The sequence below is a fragment of the Mycobacterium sp. 852002-51971_SCH5477799-a genome, assembly GCF_001667145.1.
Taxonomy (GTDB): domain Bacteria; phylum Actinomycetota; class Actinomycetes; order Mycobacteriales; family Mycobacteriaceae; genus Mycobacterium.
This window is the reverse complement of the sequence record NZ_LZIF01000075.1, coordinates 56,256-75,172: the sequence shown is the minus strand read 5'-3', so window position 1 is coordinate 75,172 and position 18,917 is coordinate 56,256. Positions and strand designations below refer to the sequence as shown.

The 18,917-nt window shown below is 64.1% G+C and carries 16 protein-coding genes and 1 tRNA gene; 10 read left to right on the top strand and 7 right to left on the bottom strand.

The features are described from left to right. Nucleotides 1-82 precede the first annotated feature (82 nt). Nucleotides 83-156 (top strand) — tRNA-Leu (locus A5753_RS08310). 17 nt (nt 157-173) lie between these two features. Here A5753_RS08310 and A5753_RS24275 read toward each other — a convergent pair. After that, nucleotides 174-353 carry a hypothetical protein gene (locus A5753_RS24275; protein ID WP_067125647.1) on the bottom strand — a complete coding sequence of 60 codons (180 nt, stop codon included), beginning with the start codon at nt 351-353 and terminating at the stop codon, nt 174-176. A gap of 662 nt (nt 354-1,015) precedes the next feature. After that, nucleotides 1,016-1,354 (bottom strand): hemophore-related protein, encoded by a 339-nt coding sequence (locus A5753_RS23735; RefSeq protein WP_082971224.1) that lies wholly within the window; start codon nt 1,352-1,354, stop codon nt 1,016-1,018. A 968-nt stretch (nt 1,355-2,322) separates the two neighbouring features. On the opposite strand from A5753_RS23735, the gene A5753_RS08300 reads away from it, so the two are divergent. After that, a complete protein-coding gene (locus A5753_RS08300; RefSeq protein ID WP_067125644.1) occupies nt 2,323-2,733 on the top strand; it encodes a hypothetical protein in 411 nt (136 codons plus the stop codon). A 57-nt stretch (nt 2,734-2,790) separates the two neighbouring features. Further along, the gene (locus A5753_RS24270) at nt 2,791-2,940 is read left to right on the top strand and encodes a hypothetical protein (protein ID WP_156656016.1); all 150 of its coding nucleotides are present in this window, start codon (nt 2,791-2,793) and stop codon (nt 2,938-2,940) included. A gap of 35 nt (nt 2,941-2,975) precedes the next feature. Here A5753_RS24270 and A5753_RS08295 read toward each other — a convergent pair whose 3' ends face one another. Continuing rightward, a complete protein-coding gene (locus A5753_RS08295; RefSeq protein WP_156656015.1) occupies nt 2,976-3,677 on the bottom strand; it encodes a GAF and ANTAR domain-containing protein in 702 nt (233 codons plus the stop codon). Nucleotides 3,678-4,095: 418 nt separating this feature from the next. Between A5753_RS08295 and A5753_RS08290 the strand changes: the two genes are divergently transcribed. The 7 genes from A5753_RS08290 to cydC all read left to right on the top strand — a co-directional run bounded on the left by A5753_RS08290 (nt 4,096) and on the right by cydC (nt 14,517). After that, nucleotides 4,096-5,694 carry an alkaline phosphatase family protein gene (locus A5753_RS08290; RefSeq protein WP_231990040.1) on the top strand — a complete coding sequence of 533 codons (1,599 nt, stop codon included), beginning with the start codon at nt 4,096-4,098 and terminating at the stop codon, nt 5,692-5,694. 753 nt (nt 5,695-6,447) lie between these two features. Then, complete coding sequence (locus A5753_RS08285; RefSeq protein WP_067125634.1) at nt 6,448-7,779, top strand: adenylate/guanylate cyclase domain-containing protein; 1,332 nt, start codon at nt 6,448-6,450, stop codon at nt 7,777-7,779. A 45-nt stretch (nt 7,780-7,824) separates the two neighbouring features. Beyond that, complete coding sequence (locus A5753_RS08280) at nt 7,825-8,412, top strand: HdeD family acid-resistance protein (RefSeq protein ID WP_156656014.1); 588 nt, start codon at nt 7,825-7,827, stop codon at nt 8,410-8,412. Between the two features lie 91 nt (nt 8,413-8,503). Then, entirely contained in the window at nt 8,504-9,976 is a 1,473-nt protein-coding gene (locus A5753_RS08275; protein ID WP_067125629.1) for a cytochrome ubiquinol oxidase subunit I, read from the top strand. 35 nt (nt 9,977-10,011) lie between these two features. Next, a complete protein-coding gene (cydB, locus tag A5753_RS08270) occupies nt 10,012-11,052 on the top strand; it encodes a cytochrome d ubiquinol oxidase subunit II (protein WP_067125627.1) in 1,041 nt (346 codons plus the stop codon). Nucleotides 11,053-11,138: 86 nt separating this feature from the next. Beyond that, nucleotides 11,139-12,728: a thiol reductant ABC exporter subunit CydD gene (gene cydD, locus A5753_RS08265; RefSeq protein WP_231990044.1), complete on the top strand. Its 1,590-nt coding sequence runs from the start codon at nt 11,139-11,141 to the stop codon at nt 12,726-12,728. 34 nt (nt 12,729-12,762) lie between these two features. Continuing rightward, complete coding sequence (gene cydC / locus A5753_RS08260) at nt 12,763-14,517, top strand: thiol reductant ABC exporter subunit CydC (protein WP_369829303.1); 1,755 nt, start codon at nt 12,763-12,765, stop codon at nt 14,515-14,517. On the opposite strand, the gene A5753_RS08255 is transcribed toward cydC, so the two are convergent. The 4 genes from A5753_RS08255 to A5753_RS08240 form a co-directional block, all read right to left on the bottom strand. After that, nucleotides 14,464-15,864, bottom strand: coding sequence for a bifunctional lysylphosphatidylglycerol flippase/synthetase MprF (locus A5753_RS08255; protein ID WP_067125939.1), 1,401 nt, complete (start codon nt 15,862-15,864; stop codon nt 14,464-14,466). The genes cydC and A5753_RS08255 overlap by 54 nt on opposite strands. 140 nt (nt 15,865-16,004) lie before the next feature. Then, on the bottom strand, nt 16,005-16,922 hold the full coding sequence (locus tag A5753_RS08250; protein WP_067125623.1) for an acyl-CoA thioesterase II: 918 nt from the start codon (nt 16,920-16,922) through the stop codon (nt 16,005-16,007). Nucleotides 16,923-16,936: 14 nt separating this feature from the next. Further along, complete coding sequence (gene pyk, locus A5753_RS08245) at nt 16,937-18,355, bottom strand: pyruvate kinase (protein ID WP_067125621.1); 1,419 nt, start codon at nt 18,353-18,355, stop codon at nt 16,937-16,939. A 66-nt stretch (nt 18,356-18,421) separates the two neighbouring features. Next, nucleotides 18,422-18,865, bottom strand: coding sequence for a DUF2752 domain-containing protein (locus A5753_RS08240; RefSeq protein ID WP_082971222.1), 444 nt, complete (start codon nt 18,863-18,865; stop codon nt 18,422-18,424). Between the last annotated feature and the right edge of the window lie 52 nt (nt 18,866-18,917).

The window sequence follows — 18,917 nt, the reverse complement described above, 5'->3', positions numbered from 1 at the left end:
ACCAGCGACCTCGGGGGCGGTGAGACAGGTGAACACTCGTGATCCTCTATGGTGGGAGGCTGCCTCTAAGGTAAGAGGCCGCGCCCTCGTATCCCAACTGGCAGAGGAAACGGATTCAAAACCCGTACAGTGTGAGTTCGAATCTCACCGAGGGCACTCCAGCCGCGAAAGTGTTAGTGCAGGTAAAAGGCGTTTCCTGTTTGCTGAATCGTCGCATCGCCCCCTTGGGCCCACATTTTGCCCACAGTTTCAGATAACTTGTCTGCTACTGCGGTGAAGTCGTCGTCGAACAAATCGGCGTAGACATCGATCGCTGCCGATGCATGGCCCAGCATCCGTTGCACGACTTCCATTCGCGCCCGCCGAGATTGCCAGAGACGCCGCAGTGTGACGAAGGGCTTGGGCATGATCCGCGGAAACGCTTTGTCTGCCCTCTGGCAACGCTCGACCGCAGCGGACCGCCACGACTTGTTCGTCGGAGGTGCCAGGTAGCCGCGGTCGCGCGGTGGCCAGATCAGTTTGATCGCGGTCCTTGCCTACGCACGTCGCCCCAGCTCGTGGAGCACGAACTGCGGCAGCCCCACCGTTCGGCTGCGCCCGGTTGAGCGTGCGACGTCAGTGCGGCCCCCGACCGCGACAGCGTTCTCGTGCAACACAACACGGCGGCGCAGGGAAATCGAGTTGGGGCCGTCTCCAAAACCGTTTCCACACCGAAGCATTGGGTGCAGTGGCGTGGCCACGACGATTGAACTCCAGCCCGAGCTACGATCAGCATCGAACACGCCGAGACCTAGCTGTGATTAGCGCCGAGCGCTGAGCCAGACGTGGAAAAATGGATTCAAGGGGTGGCCGGATAACGGAATAAAGGTTTACCTTATTCCCGCCAACCCCGCGGCACCCCGGATTAATTAATGGTAATCAAACGCATGACCGGAGGTATGCGAAATCAACAAAAAGAACGATCCGGGCAAACCAGAGGACCAGCTTCGTCGCCCAGTCGGCATCACCCGAACGCTCAATAGTTATTGCAGGTAGCGAAGCTCTGTTGAAGAGTTCCAATGTAGGGCTGGCTCGCTGGATTGCTCACTATCTGCTGAGCCATTTGCCTCCGTTGGCTAGGCGGCGAAGCAACGAACACACGCAACCCGGCTTGCATCTGCGGGTCGGAGCTGAAGGCCGCGGCGAGTGTCGGATCTTGCGCATTCAAGGCAGCGACGAGCTGGTCGTAAGTGCAGGTGGTGTTGACGGCCGGCCCAAGATCGGGATCGGCGGAAGCAACCCCAGCCCCAGCGGTCAACGACAATGTCAGACTACCAATCGCCACAGCAAGTCTAGTCAACGACAATTTGGCCATGTGTCACTCCTTCTTTGACCACAGACTCTAGGGCATGCAGCTAAGTAGGGGCTATGTAAATCCCAGATGCCACCGTTACAGACAAATCGCGTGAAGTATCGTGATGCCTTCTTCCCAGCTAGAACGCGTTCCGAGTCTCGTCATCTGACGACCAAATAGAGGTCGAATGTCACCGAGGGCGCATAGTCTGGAAGCGTTAGCGGGAGTGGACGGCACTTCACATGACGCCGTGCGCGATCTCGCAGGACCGACATCCGCTGGCTTGATATGGCCTTCTTTGCGCGCAAGCCAGGTTATGCCCAACTCCCCTACGCGCTGGCTCTAGGGTGGCGGCGGTGGCACGACAGGTCGGCACACGTTCGCCCCCGGGTCCCACCAGTTGCCAGGACCGCAATCCTGGGGTGGCGGTGCCCCTAACGGCTGGCAAGCATTAGCTCCCGGATTCCACCAGTTGCCCGGACCGCAATCCTGAGGCGGCGGTGCCCCTAACGGCTGGCAAGCATTAGCTCCCGGATTCCACCAGTTGCCCGGACCGCAATCTGGGGGCTGCGCCGAGCTCATCGCCGGAGACACCGCTGCCACGTACGCCATGGGCGCTATTGCCATCATGACGATGCCCGCCATGCGGCTAATAAGCATGCTCATCGAAGGACCTCCCATCAGGAACCTGTAAATCTAAAGATTGACCCTGACCCTGAGTCTTTAAACCGTCGACTCGCTTTGCGCCGCGCTCGCCGAAAGGGGGTGTGAAAATCTCAGCGGACGAGCGAGTGATTGCGGCGGGATTCGCCCACGAAAAATTTAGTCTCACATATGAGTTTGAACTCGTAAGCGAAAAGCGTCAGGGGCCTCGACTTCGCGTAGCAGCACCCTGCCTCCCCGACATGTGACCACCCCGATCGCATTTGAGAGCAAAACGATGACATTGGACCATAGGCGCACCCGATACATTCGCGGGCGGCGCTGCAATGAGTGCAAAGCCGCCGAACGCGGTTACCAACGAAGTAAGCAACAATGCAACACGGCACCGGCGCGACGGTGCCGGCGTGGTCACCTTGCATCTACCGATGAACGACCGCGCTGAGGGCGACACGCGTGCAAACGCAATGTCGATTGCGATCGTGCGCGTCGATCCGACGCGGGTAACGATGGATCTGAGTGACCTCCGTGCGAGCGTCACGCAGGCGCTGACGACGCTGCGGGAGAGTCCGGACGAAGCACTGCAGTTACGCTCGCTGATCCCGTACACCCCGAAGCAGGCTTTGAAACGGATGGTCGAGGCGGGGTTCACCGACCCCGACGTCCCCGTGCTTTGCTCGAACCTCGGTGACCTCGACCCGCTGGTGTGCCGCCTCGAAGGCACCTACGGCTGGCATTGACATAACCCAAGCGACCGGGCAGCACGTGACGCGTGGCTCGAGCAGACAAGCGGTCGAATGACCCTCCAGTCCTGGCGCAACGGCGGCTCCAAGATCTACCTCACCATCAACGCCTACCAACCGGGTGCCCAGAACACCAAGCATGCTCTGCGTGAGCTGGCAAGGCGTACCCTCGCTGACTGCGATCTGACCGGCAAGGTCGACTAGCCAGGACGTCACCCTGGCGGAAGGTGTGGCAGCGCTCAGGGATTCGCGGGCTTCACCTTGGATTGGTGCTGTTCGACGACTAAGCGGGCGATCTCGACCAGTTTCATGTTGGACTGTTGCGAAAGACGGGTCAGTAGCCTGAACGCCTGCAGACTGGTCAGGTCCATCCAGTGCATGAGAATGCGCTCGGCCTGCCCGATGATGTCGCGGGTAGCCAATCCGAGCTCGGACTGTGCTTCCGCGGCGGCTCCGATCATGGCCACCGCCGCGTGCCGGGCCAGAATTTCGCCCTGGATGATCGAATCCTCGGTGAAGGCGCAGCTTTTGTCGCTGTAGAGGTTGAGCGCGCCAAGAGTGCTGCCCTCGGCGAAAAGCCGAAACGACAACAAGCTGAGGATGCCTTGCTGCCGTGCTGCATGAACGTATCTGGGCCAACGCGGATCGGTGCGCATGTCATCAACCAGCACGGTGTGGTGACCTCGTAACGACGTCAAACACGGCCCGTCATTCAGGTCGGACTGCAGATGGTCAAGTTCGGCCACCGTTGGGCTGGTGGGCACTTTCGGCACAACCGCCGTGCCCTCGACGAGCGAGATGCCCGCCCAGCGCGCCCCGGGCACGATCCGCGCAGCGGAATGGACGATCGATTGCAGTGTGTCGGGGGATCCCTTTTTGAGCCGCATTTCAGCGGCGATATCCGAGAAAACTTCGGCCAAGTCCTCGTGACCCAAAGGCATAGTCATTTGTTACCCGATTCAACCCGGCGTAATTTAGCGGCACGCCGGGGCTGCGAATTGTTAGACATGTATACAACCGCTCAGGTTACCGCGTTGCTCCGAGCAGCGCATGCTGGCGGTCCCTCCTTTCGTGCGGCACCGGCGACCAGGTGCCGGGGCTCTCTCGGGTCATTCGCGGGTCGCCCACCTCGCCGTGGCTGACCGGCCAGTAAAGGCCCGCTTCCCACGCGGACTCGAGACCGCCCATACACGATTGCACCAAAAATCGCTTCTTTGACTCGGTCACCGAATGGCAACTGCTGGATATCAATTCGCGTAAGAACATAGGAGTTCAGCGTGACATAGCTCACGATCGACGGAGCAATTCGCGGCGCCTTAACCGCAGAGGTGGTACCTGATGTTCTGTCGGATTGGTCGGGTGGCTGGTGGCGCCGCCGGGGCTGCCCTACTGGTGCTGTCGGCGTTCACCGCGCCGAAAGTGTCCGCCGCGGTTGTGATGAGTCCGAATCTGTTGATGAACCCGGGTGCCGAGTTCGGCGACCCGTCTCTGTCGGCATACAGTTCGGTGTCCATCCCGGCGTGGGCCGTGACCGGCACACCGACCGTGATCAAATACGGCACCATGCGCCGGCTGCCATGGCCGCTGGGGTCGCCCGGCCCGACTCTGCCAGCGGCCCTGGGATTTCCGCGGCCTCAGAACGGACCGCCCGACGGCGCCGTGCAATTCTTCGGCGGTGGGAACGTGGCGACGTCGACGCTCACCCAATTCGTCGATCTGTCCGGCTCGGCGCCTCAAATCGACACCGGCACAGTGCCATACATGTTGAGCGGATGGCTCGGGGGTTTCCTTGAAGACCCCTCCGAAGCGTCGGTCACCGTCACTTTCATCGCCGCCGACCACCAAACGCCGCTGGGTGCCGGCAAGATCGGGCCGGTCACTGTGCTGGATCGCCGCTTGAAAACCGCGCTCCTGCAACGTGAGACGGCCGGGACGATTCCCCGGGGAGCCCGCGGCGCGAACGTGGTCGTTACCCTTAAAGACAGAAACCCGGTGATCGGCAACTACAACAACGCCTACGCCGACAACATCTCGTTCACCGTCGGCGCCCCGTTGCCTCTCCCGCCGCCGCCGACACCACCGGCGTCGAAAGTCGGCCCCCTCGACCACGTATTCATGATCTACCTCGAGAACCATGGCGTAAAAGACATCGTCGGCAGCCGCAATGCGCCATACACCAACGGACTCATCAACAACTACGGATACGGCAAAAACTACTACGCGCAAACTCACCCGAGTCTTCCGAACTACTACCCGATCCTCGGCGGCTCCGACTTCGGCTTCAACTACAACTGCGAGCTGGACTGCTTCGACAAACCCAACTTGGTAGACAACATCGAAGCAGCGCACGGGGGTTGGGCCTCCTACGAGCAATCCATGCCTGCGCCATGCTTCAAGCAGTCCGCGGGTCCCTACAGCCCCGGTGAACTACCGTTTCTCGCCTTCCACGACATCGTCGCCAACGACGCTCGCTGCCAGGCGCACGTGTTGCCGCTGGAGCGGATGGCGACGGATCTCGCTTCGCCGACCACCACCCCGAACTACGTGTGGTGGGCCGCGGACGAAGACCACAACATGGAAGGCCCGGTCAACCTCGAGTTCATCCTGAGCTTGCTGACGACCCACCAATACAACATCAAGGCAGGCGACCAGTTCCTCGCGGCCACGCTGCCCACGATCCTGAACTCGCCCGCATTCCAAACGCAGCGCAGTGCCATCTTCATCACGTGGGACGAGGACTACAACAACCTTTCGCTGGGCATCGGCAACGAAGGCAATCACGTCCCCATGATCGTCATCCCTTCGCCGAATTCCGGTATGCGCCAAGGCCACATCGTTGCCGCCAACTACAACAATCACTACAGCCTGCTGCGCACCATCGAAGACTCACTTCAACTTCCCCGACTTACGAACAACGACAAATTCGCCCAGCCGATGAACGAATATTGGCCGGGCTAGAGCGGGGTTCTCACCCGATGCGGTGACTGACACTGCCCACCGGCCAGCGCTGACCGAATTACGACGGCCTCGCGTGCGGGCGCCAGCCGGGATGGGTCCCTGAAACGCATTTGGATTTCACTGCGGAGAATTTCACAAATCCCCGAGGCAAGTAATCTTCTACAGTTCCTGGACCGAACGTAAATTACCACCGGTCATCCGGAGATGCCGGCATCCCCACCGGTTATCAAAAAGTGACTATTCGCGGGCGGAATTTGGCGCGTCGTTAGGTGGAGTCGTCAGTGTCCTCTCATACGCTCTGATGCAGTCGCCGCGTCGCGGGGCTGGTTGCGTCGGCCTGGCGGGCGCAACCCGAAGATTGGAGAACTGAAGTGTCACATCTACAACAAGCCGTTTTTGTGACGTTGGCGGTGCTGGCCCCAATCTGCGCGGCGAGGCAGCCGATCGCGTGGTTTGCTCGCTGCCGTGGAATGAAAAAGAGCCGATTACAGTCAAAGCGCGGAGAACGCTTTGACCCACGCGCAGATGTTCGGCCCGGCGCCCGATCGATTGATCGCAGACCTCGCCGCGTAGCGCCGGTTCGAAAAACCGATTATGTCGGTAGTCGGCCCATTAGTGAGCCCGTGCGGTACGCCGAATGGCGACCGCCGGTGGCGAGTTAGTACCGGGATTCACCCGGACGGGGTCCGCTCATTCGCGAGTTTTCCTTCAGGACTGCCGACGAGCGTGCTGCGCAGCGGTTAGGCTTACCCCGTGGCGGCCAGGAAATGTGGTGCCCCACCAACACGCCCAGACGGTTCGTCGGAGCGCCCGGACTGCGTGGCCGTGGCGCGCGCCCAATCGCGCGACCGCAATCAGCATTACGCCGACAGTGCCGCACGCCAGTATCGAGTGCTCACGATCGCTGCCTGGCTGGCGGTCATAGTCAGCACCAATTTCGTCGTGCTACAGGTGGTCACCGGCGCCTGGATTTGGCAGATGCTCCTCCTCAACGCCGTCGCGGCAATGATCTTCGCGAGCGTGCCGTGGCTGCACCGGTTCGGTGACCTGGTTGCGCCGCTGACCTTCATCGGCGCGGCCTACGTCACCGTCTCCGCCAGCTGTTGGGATGCCGGCACCTCATCCGGCTCCCAATATTTCTTGGTGGTGGGCGCCTGCCTGGTGGTGTTGCTGCTGGGCCTCGAACACATCGTGTTGGCTGCGGGCCTGGCGGCGATCGCCGCGGGCCTCGTCATTGGGTTGGAGTTCCTCGTTCCCCGCGACACCGGTCTGGTGCCCGCGTGGGCGCAGTCCATGATGTTCATTGTCACCATCATCTCCGCCTGCGTCATGGTGTTCATCACGGTGTGGTACGCGCTGCGCGACACGCAGCGCGCCGAGACGGTGATGGAAGCCGAGTTTCAGCGGTCGGAGGCGCTGCTGGCCAACATGCTGCCGGGGAGCATCGCCGAGCGTCTCAAGAGCGCCGACCGAGACGTCATCGCGGACAAGTACGACGAGGCCTCCGTGTTGTTCGCCGACATCGTCGGCTTTACCGAACGCGCCAGCAGCACAGCCCCGGCCGACCTGGTGCGGTTCCTGGACCGGCTGTATGGCGCCTTCGACGAGTTGGTCGACAAGCACGGCCTGGAGAAAATCAAGGTCAGCGGCGACTCCTACATGGTCGTCAGCGGGGTCCCGCGGGTACGGCCGGATCACGCCTCCGCGCTGGCCGATTTCGCGATCGAAATGGCCAATGTTGCTGCCACACTGCATGATCCGTATGGCAAGGCCGTCCCGTTGCGGATAGGCATGGCCTCCGGACCCGTCGTAGCGGGCGTGGTGGGCTCGCGCCGGTTCTTCTACGACGTGTGGGGTGACGCGGTCAACGTCGCCTCGCGGATGGAGTCCACCGACTCGGTGGGCCGAATCCAAGTGCCCGAGGCAATGTTCGAGCGCCTCAAAAACGACTTCGTTCTGCAAGAGCGCGGCCGCATCGAAGTCAAGGGCAAGGGCGTTATGCGCACCTGGTATCTAATCGGCCGCAGGGCAGGCGAAGAACCCACCGACCTGCGTGCCGAGGATCCACGCACGGTCCACGTCTGACCGAAGTCCCTGTACCGAGCCCGACGTTTGTGCCAGACTTCGGCCATGACTATCCCCCCTGGCTCTACCGGGACCCACCCCGTTCCGAGCTTGCTGCCGCATCTGTGGAAATCCGCTCTGCTGTCGGGAATTCTGTCGCTTGTCCTTGGTGTCCTGGTGTTGGCGTGGCCGGGAATTTCCATCCTGGTCGCCGCCGTAGCCTTCGGCGTTTATCTACTGATTACCGGTATCGCGCAGGTTGTCTTCGCGTTCTCACTGCACGTCTCGGCGGGAAGCCGGATCCTGCTGTTCATCAGTGGCGCAGCGTCGTTGATCCTGGCGTTGTTGGCTTTCCGCCACTTCGGTCAGGGATACGCGATCCTGCTGCTGGCCATCTGGATTGGCATCGGGTTCATCTTCCGCGGAGTCGCAACGACGGTTTCGGCGATGAGCGACCCGCACCTTCCCGGACGGGGCTGGAACATCTTCGTCGGCGTGATCAGCCTGATCGCCGGCGTCGTCGTCCTGGCGTCACCGTTCCAATCCATCGTCACGCTCGCGATCGTGGTCGGCGCGTGGTTCGTGGTCATCGGCGTGTTCGAGATCGTTTCGTCGTTCGGAATCCGCAAGGCATCCAAGACCCTCGCCGGCTGAGAAGAGCAGCCGGTGGCGGCGGCACCGACGCATCTACTACACTCTGTCGTAGCCGTTTGGATCGGGCCTCCGCAGTTTCGGGAGATGACAGATGAATGTCGTCGATATTTCGCGGTGGCAGTTCGGTATCACTACCGTCTACCACTTCATCTTCGTGCCGCTTACCATCGGTTTGGCGCCGCTGATCGCCATCATGCAAACGGTGTGGATGGCCACCGGTAATACCGCCTGGTACCGACTGACCAAGTTCTTCGGCAAGCTGTTCCTGATCAACTTCGCCATTGGCGTGGCGACCGGGATCGTCCAAGAGTTCCAATTCGGGATGAACTGGTCGGAGTACTCGAAGTTCGTCGGCGACATCTTCGGTGCGCCACTGGCGATGGAGGGCTTGTTCGCGTTCTTCTTCGAGTCCACATTCATCGGGTTGTGGATATTCGGCTGGAGCCGACTGCCGAAACTGATACACCTTGCCTGCATCTGGATCGTCGCGTTCGGGGTCAACGCGTCGGCCTTCTTCATCATCGCGGCGAACTCGTTCATGCAGCATCCGGTCGGCGCGCACTACAACCCGGCGACGCGTCACGCCGAGCTGGACGACATCTTCGCCCTGCTGTCCAATAACACGGCGCAAGCGGCGTTTTCGCACACCATAACCGGGGCTTTGCTGGTCGCGGGCACCTTCGTCGCCGCGGTCAGCGCTTGGTGGATGGTGAGCTCACGCAAGTCCGAGTCGGCCGCACCCGATGCGCAAACCAACGCCGGCACCATGTTTCGTCCGGCGGCCATCCTGGGCTGCGGGGTGGTGCTGCTCGCCACTGTCGGCCTGTTCTTCACCGGTGACCGTCAGGGCAAGCTGATGTTCGTGCAGCAGCCGATGAAGATGGCGTCGGCCGAAGGGTTGTGTCACACGCAGACCGACCCCGACTTCTCCGTGCTGACAATCGGTACGCACAACAACTGCGGCAGCGTCGCCGAAGTCATCAAGGTGCACTACGTCCTGCCGTTCCTGGCAGAGGGCAAGTTCAGCGGCGTGACGCTGCGCGGGGTCGACGAGTTGCAACAGGAATACCAGCAACGCTTCGGACCCGACGACTATCGGCCGAACCTGTTCGTCACCTACTGGTCCTTCCGGGCGATGATCGGGTTCCTGGCGATCCCGGTGTTGTTCGCCCTCACCGTGCTGTGGCTCACCCGCGGTGGTCGAACAGCCAAGAGCCGCTGGATCTCCTGGGTCGCGCTACTCACCATCCCCACGCCGTTCCTGGCCAACATTTCGGGCTGGGTATTCACCGAGATGGGCCGTCAGCCATGGGTGGTGGCACCCAATCCCACTGGGGATCAATTGGTTCGGATGACGGTTCGCGAAGGGGTGTCGAATCACGTGCCCGGCATGGTCATTACCTCGCTGGTGACCTTCACCCTCGTCTATGCGGTGCTCGCGGTCCTGTGGTTCTTCCTGCTCAAGCGCTACGTGGTCGAAGGGCCGCTGGAACACGATGCGGAGCCCGCTCCCCCGCAGGCGCCGAGCGATGACGAGGTTGCGCCTCTGTCCTTCGCGTATTGACAAGGACCTAACCGACGCGGAAAGGAGCTGAGACGGTGGGACTGCAGGAGTTGTGGTTCGGCATCATCGCAGTGCTGTTCCTCGGATTCTTCATCCTCGAGGGCTTCGACTTCGGCGTGGGCATGTTGATGGAACCGTTCGCGCGCATCGGCATCGGTGAGCCCGAACCGCTGCGCCGCACGGCGCTCAACACCATCGGGCCGGTGTGGGACGGTAACGAGGTTTGGCTGATCGTCGGCGGGGCGGCCATGTTCGCCGCCTTTCCCGGCTGGTACGCCACCGTGTTCTCCACGCTCTACCTGCCGCTGCTGGCGATCCTGTTCGGCATGATTGTGCGCGCGGTGGCGATCGAGTGGCGCGGCAAGATCGATGACACCAAATGGCGCGGCTGGGCCGACGTCGGGATCGCGGCCGGGTCCTGGCTGCCGGCCTTCTTATGGGGCGTTGCGTTCGCCGTCCTGGTGCGTGGGCTCCCAGTCGGGGCCAACGGTCACATTCACCTCTCGATCACCGATGTGCTCAACGCCTATACGGTGCTGGGCGGCTTGGCCACCGCCGGATTGTTCCTGTTCTACGGAGCGACGTTCGTCGCGTTGAAGACCGCCGGCGCAATCCGCGACGACGCGTACCGATTCGGCGTCTGGTTGTCCCTTCCCGTCACCGGACTGGTCGCCGCCTTCGGACTTTGGACGCAGCTGTCTCACGGCAAGGAGTGGAGCTGGCTGGTCTTGGCCGCGGCGGTGCTGGCGCAAGGGACGGCGGTGCTGCTGGTGTGGCGGCGTGCCTCCGACGGCTGGGCGTTCACCTGCGTCGCACTGGTGGTCGCGGCCGTGGTCATCCTGCTCTTCGCGTCGCTGTATCCGAACCTGGTGCCCTCGACGCTGAACAAGCAATGGAGCCTGACCATCTACAACGCCTCCTCCACCCACTACACCCTCAAAGTCATGACGTGGGTTACGGCGTTCATGGCTCCGCTGACGGTGATCTACCAAGCATGGTCGTATTGGATATTCCGGCAACGGATCTCGGCTGACCGGATACCCGCGCCCATCGGCCTGGCAAGGCGCGCGTCCTGAGCGGTACGGACCGCACCGGCCGGGCGCCCCTAGACCCGCGGCTGTGGGGGGCGTCGGCGGCGGTGCGCCGCTATCTGGTCGCCGTGGTGGGCTGCGGTGTACTGATCTCGGGCTGCGCTATCGGCTCAGCGATCGTCCTGGCGGGCATCGTCGCGCGTGCCGTCGGCGATCCCGCCGCCCGTAGCTTGCGCGTCTTCCTGGTCCCGCTGTCAATCCTGTTGGCGCTCTGGTTAGTCCGCGCTGTGACGCATTGGCTGCAGTCCCGGTTGGGCCAACGCGGAGCCAGCGCGGTCATCGCCGATCTGTCCGGTCAGGTGCTGGCCGCGGTGACGGCCCGACCACCGAGTGAACTTGCGACGCAGCGTGACTCCGCCGCGGTTGTGGTCACCCGTGGGCTGGATGGCTTGCGCCCCTATTTCACCGGCTACCTGCCGACGTTGCTGCTCGCCGCGATCCTGACCCCGGCCACCGTCGCCGTGATCGCGGCGTACGACCTGAAATCGGCGGTGGTCGTGGCGATCACGCTGCCACTGATACCGATCTTCATGGTGCTGATCGGACTCGCAACCGCTGACCGATCGGCCGCGGCGCTGTCCGCGATGACGACGCTGCAGACCCGGTTGCTCGACCTGATCGCCGGGATCCCCACCCTGCGCGCGCTGGGGCGAACCCTGGGGCCCGAGCGCCGTATCGCCGAACTGGCTGCCGCACATCGTCATTCGGCCATGGCGACACTGCGCATCGCTTTCCTGTCGGCTTTGGTGCTGGAGCTGTTGGCCACGCTCGGGGTGGCGTTGATCGCGGTCGGCATAGGCCTTCGGCTGGTGTTCGGTGAGATGACACTGACCACCGGTTTGACGGTCCTGTTACTAGCGCCGGACGTCTACTGGCCGCTGCGCCGCATTGGCGTGGAATTCCACGCCGCGCAGGACGGCAGGGCCGCGGCCGGTGCCGCGTTCGCCCTCATCGGCGAGCCGACCGCTTCGAAGGCCAGGACTCAGACGGTCGGCGCGCGCGGCGCGCAAATTCGCCTCGATCATCTGACCGTCAACGGCCGCGACGGCCGCGCGCCGAGTGATCTGAACGCGGTCATCGAACCCGGCTCGGTGACCGTGCTCACCGGGCGCAACGGCGCCGGCAAGAGCACCACCCTGCAGGCGATCGCCGGCATCGGTGTGCCCTCGTCGGGCCGGGTCATCGTGGCCGGTGTCGACGTCGCCGACCTGGAGCCGACCGGATGGTGGTCGCAGCTGTCCTGGCTTCCGCAACGTCCGGTGCTGGTGCCGGGCACCGTCGATGAGAACCTGATGCTGCTCGGAATCCTCGACGACGTCGAAAAGGCTTGTGCCGATTCCGGGTTCGATGCGGTGTTGGCCGAGCTGCCAGATGCGGGCAGCACCGCGCTCGGGCGCGGCGGTGTCGGCTTGTCACTGGGACAGCGGCAACGGCTGGGCCTGGCTCGGGCGCTCGGCTCGACGGCCGCCGTGCTACTGCTCGACGAGCCGACCGCACACCTGGACGCCGCCACCGAGGAACGGGTCTTGCGGGCCGTCGTCGAGCGGGCGCGTGCCGGTGCGACCGTGATCGTTGTCGGCCACAGGGCGCCCGTCCTGGCCATCGGCGACCAGGTCATCGAAGTCGTCGCCGAGCGGGAGCTGCGTTATGCTCCAACCTGATTCCGTGTCGCGTCGCCGCCAGAAGCCCGCGGCGATCGCAAGCGCGGCGAGGCCGGACGCTGCGGGTCGCCGCGCTGGACCTCTGCTGGCCGCCGACCTACTGCGCGCGCGGCTGCCCCGCGTCCTGGCGGCGATCGCGCTCGGGGTGCTCTCGCTGAGCAGTGCGCTGGCCTTGGCCGGCGTATCGGCATGGCTGATCACCCGGGCCTGGCAGATGCCGCCCGTGCTGGACCTGTCGGTGGCGGCGGTCGCGGTCCGCATGTTCGCGATCTCCCGGGGCGTGCTGCACTACTGCGAGCGACTGGCCACCCATGACACGGCCTTGCGCGCGGCCGGCACCGCACGCGTTCAGATCTACCAACGGCTGGCGCGCGGACCGGCGGCGGCGTCAGTCCGGTTGCACAGCGGCGAACTGGTGGCCCGGGTGGGCGCTGACGTCGACGAGCTGGCCAACGTCCTGGTGCGCGCCCTGGTGCCGATCGGCGTCGCAGTGGTGCTGGCGGTGGCGGCTACGGCGGTCGTCGGTGCCATCTCACCATCGGCAGGCGCCGTGCTGGCCGTCTGCCTGCTGACCGCCGGGTTGGTCGCTCCCAGGCTTGCAGGTCGGGCCGCCGCCACCCAGGAAGACGTTGCCCGGCAGCATCATTCCGAACGCGACACGTCGGCCATGATCGCCCTCGAACACGCGCCCGAGCTTCGGGTGGCCGGCCTGCTTCCCGATGTCATCGCCGAATCGCAACGCCGCCAACGCGCCTGGGGCGCTGCGCTGGACGCCGCCGCCAAACCGGCCGCCTTCGCCGAAGCGATGCCCACCGCGGCGATAGGGGCCAGCGTGCTGGGCGCGGTGGTGTCCGGGATCGGGTTGGCACACACGGTCGCCCCCACCACGCTGGCCGTGTTGATGCTATTGCCGCTGTCCGCCTTCGAGGCGATGACGCCATTGCCGGCCGCCGCCGTTCAATTGACGCGGTCGCGGATCGCCGCGCGTCGGCTGCTCGAACTGGCGCCGCCCGGCATCGAGACCGCGGCGGCGAGCGCGTCCACTCCGCGCCACGTCGGCTCGGGGGCACCTCCCGCGTGCGGGGGATTGTCCGCCGACATCCGTTCGGGTCACGACGACGCGGCACGCTCGAGCCGCATCAAGCTGGACCTGCCACCGGGCGCGCGCTTGTGCATCACCGGCGCCAGCGGTTCGGGGAAGACGACCCTGCTGATGACGCTCGCCGGACTGCTGCCGCCACTGGACGGGCAGGTGAGGCTGGACGATACCGACGTGAGCGAGTTCGACGAAGGCGACTTGCGTCGCGCGATCGGTTTTTTCGCCGAGGACGCCCATATCTTTGCCACCACCGTCCGCGACAACTTGCTGGTCGCGCGCGGAGACTGCACCGACGAAGAATTGACCGCAGCACTGGAGGCGGTCGGCCTGCACTCGTGGATCGCCGGTCTTCCCGACGGTTTGGCCACGGTGCTCACCGGTGGGGCGCAAGCTCTTTCGGCGGGCCAGCGCAGACGGCTGTTACTCGCCCGGGCCATGATCTCGCCCGCGCGGATCGTGCTGCTCGACGAACCCACCGAACACCTCGACGTCACCGACGCGGAACAGATTCTGCGAGATCTGTTGACCCCGACCTCGGGGTTGTTTTCCCCGCAGCGGACGGTGGTGGTGGCGACTCACCACCTGCCCGAGGGGCTGGACTGTCGGCAACTAACCGTCGAAGAGACGCAGGCACACTCAGAGGTGTCGCCGGCGCGGCATGAATTCCAGCGACAACAACACGAACAGTAGCGGGACGATCTGCGTCATGGAGATCAGCGCGTAGCGCCGGGCGTCAAGGGCATGCCACTTGCGTAGATACCGATACAACGACTCGAGGGCGATCAACGGGTCGAGAACGTGTATCAACCGATAGAAGACGCGCTGCGTCCGGCCGCGGTTCTTGTCGTCGAAAATTTCGGGAAAAGCTGCGAATGCGAGCGATACCCGCTGCGCCCCAGTCTCTTTGCCCGCCATGATCATGTCGGCACTGAGCCGCTCGTCAAGACCGTTGGGGGCACCGCGCCGGCGCCACGGCACGTCGAGGGTGATGTCGCTGCCGGCGCCGGCCGTGGCGTACCGGTGAAACGCCTGCACGGTGCCCGCTTTGTCCCTGGCGATGATCAGTTGGATCCCGGGGAACCGGCCTTCCAGTACGCCGTCGAGGTTCATGTGGAATCCGCGGTCCGCGTGGGCGCCCTTGGACGACTCCCGCACCACCTCCGTGAGCTCGGCCAGCAACTTGTCGTCGAGTTCCTGCTCCGCCACGATTTCGGTTGTCACACCGCAGTTGTGGGTCCGCTTCACCGCTTGACGCAGGTTGCGGAATTTGCGGCCCACCATATCGAAACCGGCAACATCGACCACCACATCACGGCCAATCGGTATGGGCCGCAACGATTGTCCCAGCACCGACGAATCGGTCCACAGGCTCAGCCGCCGCTCACTGCACCCCACGACAGCTATGCGCCATCCGTGCGCGTGGCAGGTGGCGGCGAAATCGGCGATCAGTTCCGGAAAGTGCGCCTCGTCACCCACCGGGTCGCCCCCCACGACGGCGATCCCCATCCGTGTGCGGTACGCGAGCGCTGCGGCGCCGTCGGCGGTGAAGTGGTAGCTCTTGCCGGTCTGCATGGTGAAAGGGGCGAGCGCGTCGCCGCCGGTCGCGTTGATCAGCTGCCACATCCTGGGCAGATCATCGGGACGGGGATGGGAGGTCGTCGGCCACATCAACGCCATGCCCGAACTGGCGATCACCACATCGCCGAACAGATCGAAGGACAGCACGTGCAGGCCCAGCCCGGCCAGCACGAAAAACGCGGCTGCGATGGCATGCAGCGTCGTCACTGGCCGGCCCAGGAAGATGCCGCGAGCCATCCACGCCACCGCCACCAGAACGGTCAGCGACCAGGCCAACCGATCGGTGTAGTCCCACCTCGGTTGGGTGTGGTGCCGGGCGAGTATCCCGATGAACCAACATGCGGCGCCGAACAGCGCCAGAGCGCCGATCAACCGCGCCGCGAGTGAATCGACCGACACGACAACGCGTTCGCGCGCGCGGGTTCTCGCTGCCGTGACGTCGACCACTGGCCCGTTCACCATCACCTCCCGATGCAATGACACTGCGGCTTGATGGCCGCCTTTTGCACCGAATACCCGACTACGTCAACGCTACGCCCGAAGACGACCGTTTCGCGGCCGAATTCGAACGAGAGGTTATGCACCTATTCGGTAACGTTTTAACGGCCGGATGGAGGGAAGTATTTGAGCACTCCTTCTTGCACCACCGTGGCCAGCGGTTGCCCGGACCGATCGAAGAAGTGCCCGGTGCCCAGGCCGCGCGAGTCGGCTGCGACCGGTGACGATGTCGAGTACAACACCCAGTCGTTGAAGTTGACCTGCCGGTGAAACCAAATGGAATGATTGGCCGACGCGGCGAATATGCGGTCGAATCCCCACGAAAGACCGTGCGTGGTGATGACCGAGTCCAAAACCGTGGTATCCGACGAATACACCATTGTTGCCGTGTGCAATAGGGGGTCGTCGGGAAGGTCGCCCAGGGCTTTGACCCAGACCCGGTTGTGCGGGAGCCGGTCGCCCTTGGTGCGCATCACCCATGCCGGGTCGTTGGTGTATCGCCATTCGATCGGCTGCAGAGCATTGACGAAGTGCGGAACCGTCTGCTCGTAGCCACGTAGCAGTTCGCCGATCGTGGGCTGCGTGTGCGGCTCGGCCACCTGCGGCGGTTCGACGCCGTGCTCCAGGCCGCGGCCGCCTGACATGTAGGAAATCAGCGCCGAGCACAGCAACGTGCCGTCTTGCATCGCATCGACGCGCCGGTTGGCGAAGCGGCGCTCGTCACGCAGCCGCGTGACGTGAAATTCGATGTTCTTAGCAGTGTCTCCCCCGTTGACGAAGTGCACCGACAGCGCGCTCGGTGGCAGGTCGTCGCGAACCAGGCTGCGACTGCTCGCGAGGAACGACTGCGACATCAGCTGGCCACCGAAGGTCCGCATCGGGTTCTTGCTCGGGTGCGAGCCGATGAACAGGTTGTCGCCGACGCGCTGGAGGTCGAACGTCGCAAGCAGCTCCGCGAAATCCGAATGGGTCTGTGGCGCGGCTTCTTCAGGCTCTCGAGACTCACAGCCGGCCGCCACACGTTCTCCTCTAGCTAGACGTCGTCCTCCCCGATCCGGTGCACATGGATGAGGTTGGTTGACCCTACTGTGCCAGGTGGCGCCCCCGCGACGATGACCACCAGGTCGCCGCGTTTGTACCGACCGAGCTCCAGCAACGACTTGTCGACCTGGCGGATCATGCCGTCGGTAGAGGTCATCATCGGGACGATGAACGTTTCGGTTCCCCAGGTCATGGCCAGCTGGCTGCGCACCTCGGGCCACGCGGTGAAGGCGAGCAGCGGCAGCGGGGTGTGCAGGCGTGCGAGGCGCTTGACCGTGTCGCCGGACTGGGTGAACGCGACGAGCGCCTTGGCGTCGAGCCGCTCGCCGATGTCGCGGGCCGCGTAGGAGATCACCCCCCGTTTGGTGCGCGGCACGTGTGTCAGCGGCGGCGCGGCCGTGGAATTGTCCTCGACCGCGCAGATGATGCGCGCCATCGTCCGAACGGCGGCCAGCGGGTACTTCCCCACCGAGGTTTCCCCGGACAGCATCACCGCGTCGGCGCCGTCGAGGACGGCGTTGGCGACGTCAGACGCCTCGGCCCGGGTCGGTCGTGAGCTCTCGATCATCGAATCGAGCATCTGGGTCGCCACGATCACCGGTTTGGCGTTCTCCCGTGCCATCTGGATGGCCCGCTTCTGCACCAGCGGAACCTCTTCGAGGGGCAGTTCGACGCCAAGGTCGCCACGGGCCACCATGATCGCGTCGAAGGCCAGCACGATGGCTTCCAGATTGTCGACGGCCTCGGGCTTCTCCAGTTTGGCAATCACCGGCACCCGCCGGCCGACACGGTCCATCACCTCGTGCACCAACTCGACGTCGGACGGGGAACGCACGAAGGAGAGCGCGATCAGGTCGACACCGAGTTCCAGCGCGAAGGTGAGGTCCTCGATGTCCTTCGCCGATAAGGCCGGTGCCGACACGTTCATGCCGGGCAGCGAGATGCCCTTGTTGTTGCTGACCGGCCCGCCCTCGACGACCGTGCAGATCACGTCGTCGCCCTCGATGCCGTCGATCATCAGACCGACCTTGCCGTCGTCGACCAGAATCCGGTCACCGACGGCGGCGTCCACGGCCAACTTCTTATAGGTGGTCGAGACCCGGTCGTGGTCGCCTGCGCAGTCGGCGACGGTGATGCGCACCGTTTCACCGTCGGCCCAGTAGGTGGGACCGGTGGCGAAACGTCCCAGCCTGATCTTGGGGCCCTGCAGGTCGGCGAGTACGCCGACGGCACGGCCCGTGGCGTCGGAGGCGGATCTGACACGCTCGTAGGCGGCCTTGTGATCGGAGTAGTCGCCGTGGCTGAAGTTCAACCGTGCGACGTCCATTCCGGCCCCAACCAGGGCCAGGATCGACTCATCCGAACTGGTCGCGGGGCCAAGGGTGCAGACGATCTTTCCGCGTCTACTCACGCCGACCCAGCATAGTCGCGTGCGACCCCCGGGGCCCGCACATAATCGCCGCCGCGCAGTGTGCTTTCACCCACCAAGAACGGTGGGATACCACGGGAAGGCGGGCAGGTTACGCAGCACCGTCCAGGTGATCGTCGCGACCACGACCGTCAGCAACGCCGCTTTGGGCGGCGCCCCCTTGCCGCGGGCGCGGCGCACCAGCATCCATGCGGCCAGCAGCGGGATTCCTACCAGCGCGAAGACGTTGTCCTGGATGGCGGCCATCAAGTCACCGTGCAACAGGTCGTGCGTCATTCGAAGGCCACCGCAAAACGGGCAGTTCCAGCCGGTGAGCCACCTGAACGGACAGGCCGGGTAGACCGAACTCGGGCTGTGCGGGTCGACCAGTGTGACGTAACCGAGCGCGCCACCCAGCGCCACGCCGGCACCGGCCGCGGTGCGGAGGCGATGACGCCGCGCGCCGCGCGGATCGGGCTGTCCCGGAGCATGCGCCGGTGGATGAGGCTGCATCACCTAGCCCGCTGACCTCACGTTGGACACGCTTTTCAGCATGCCAGATCCG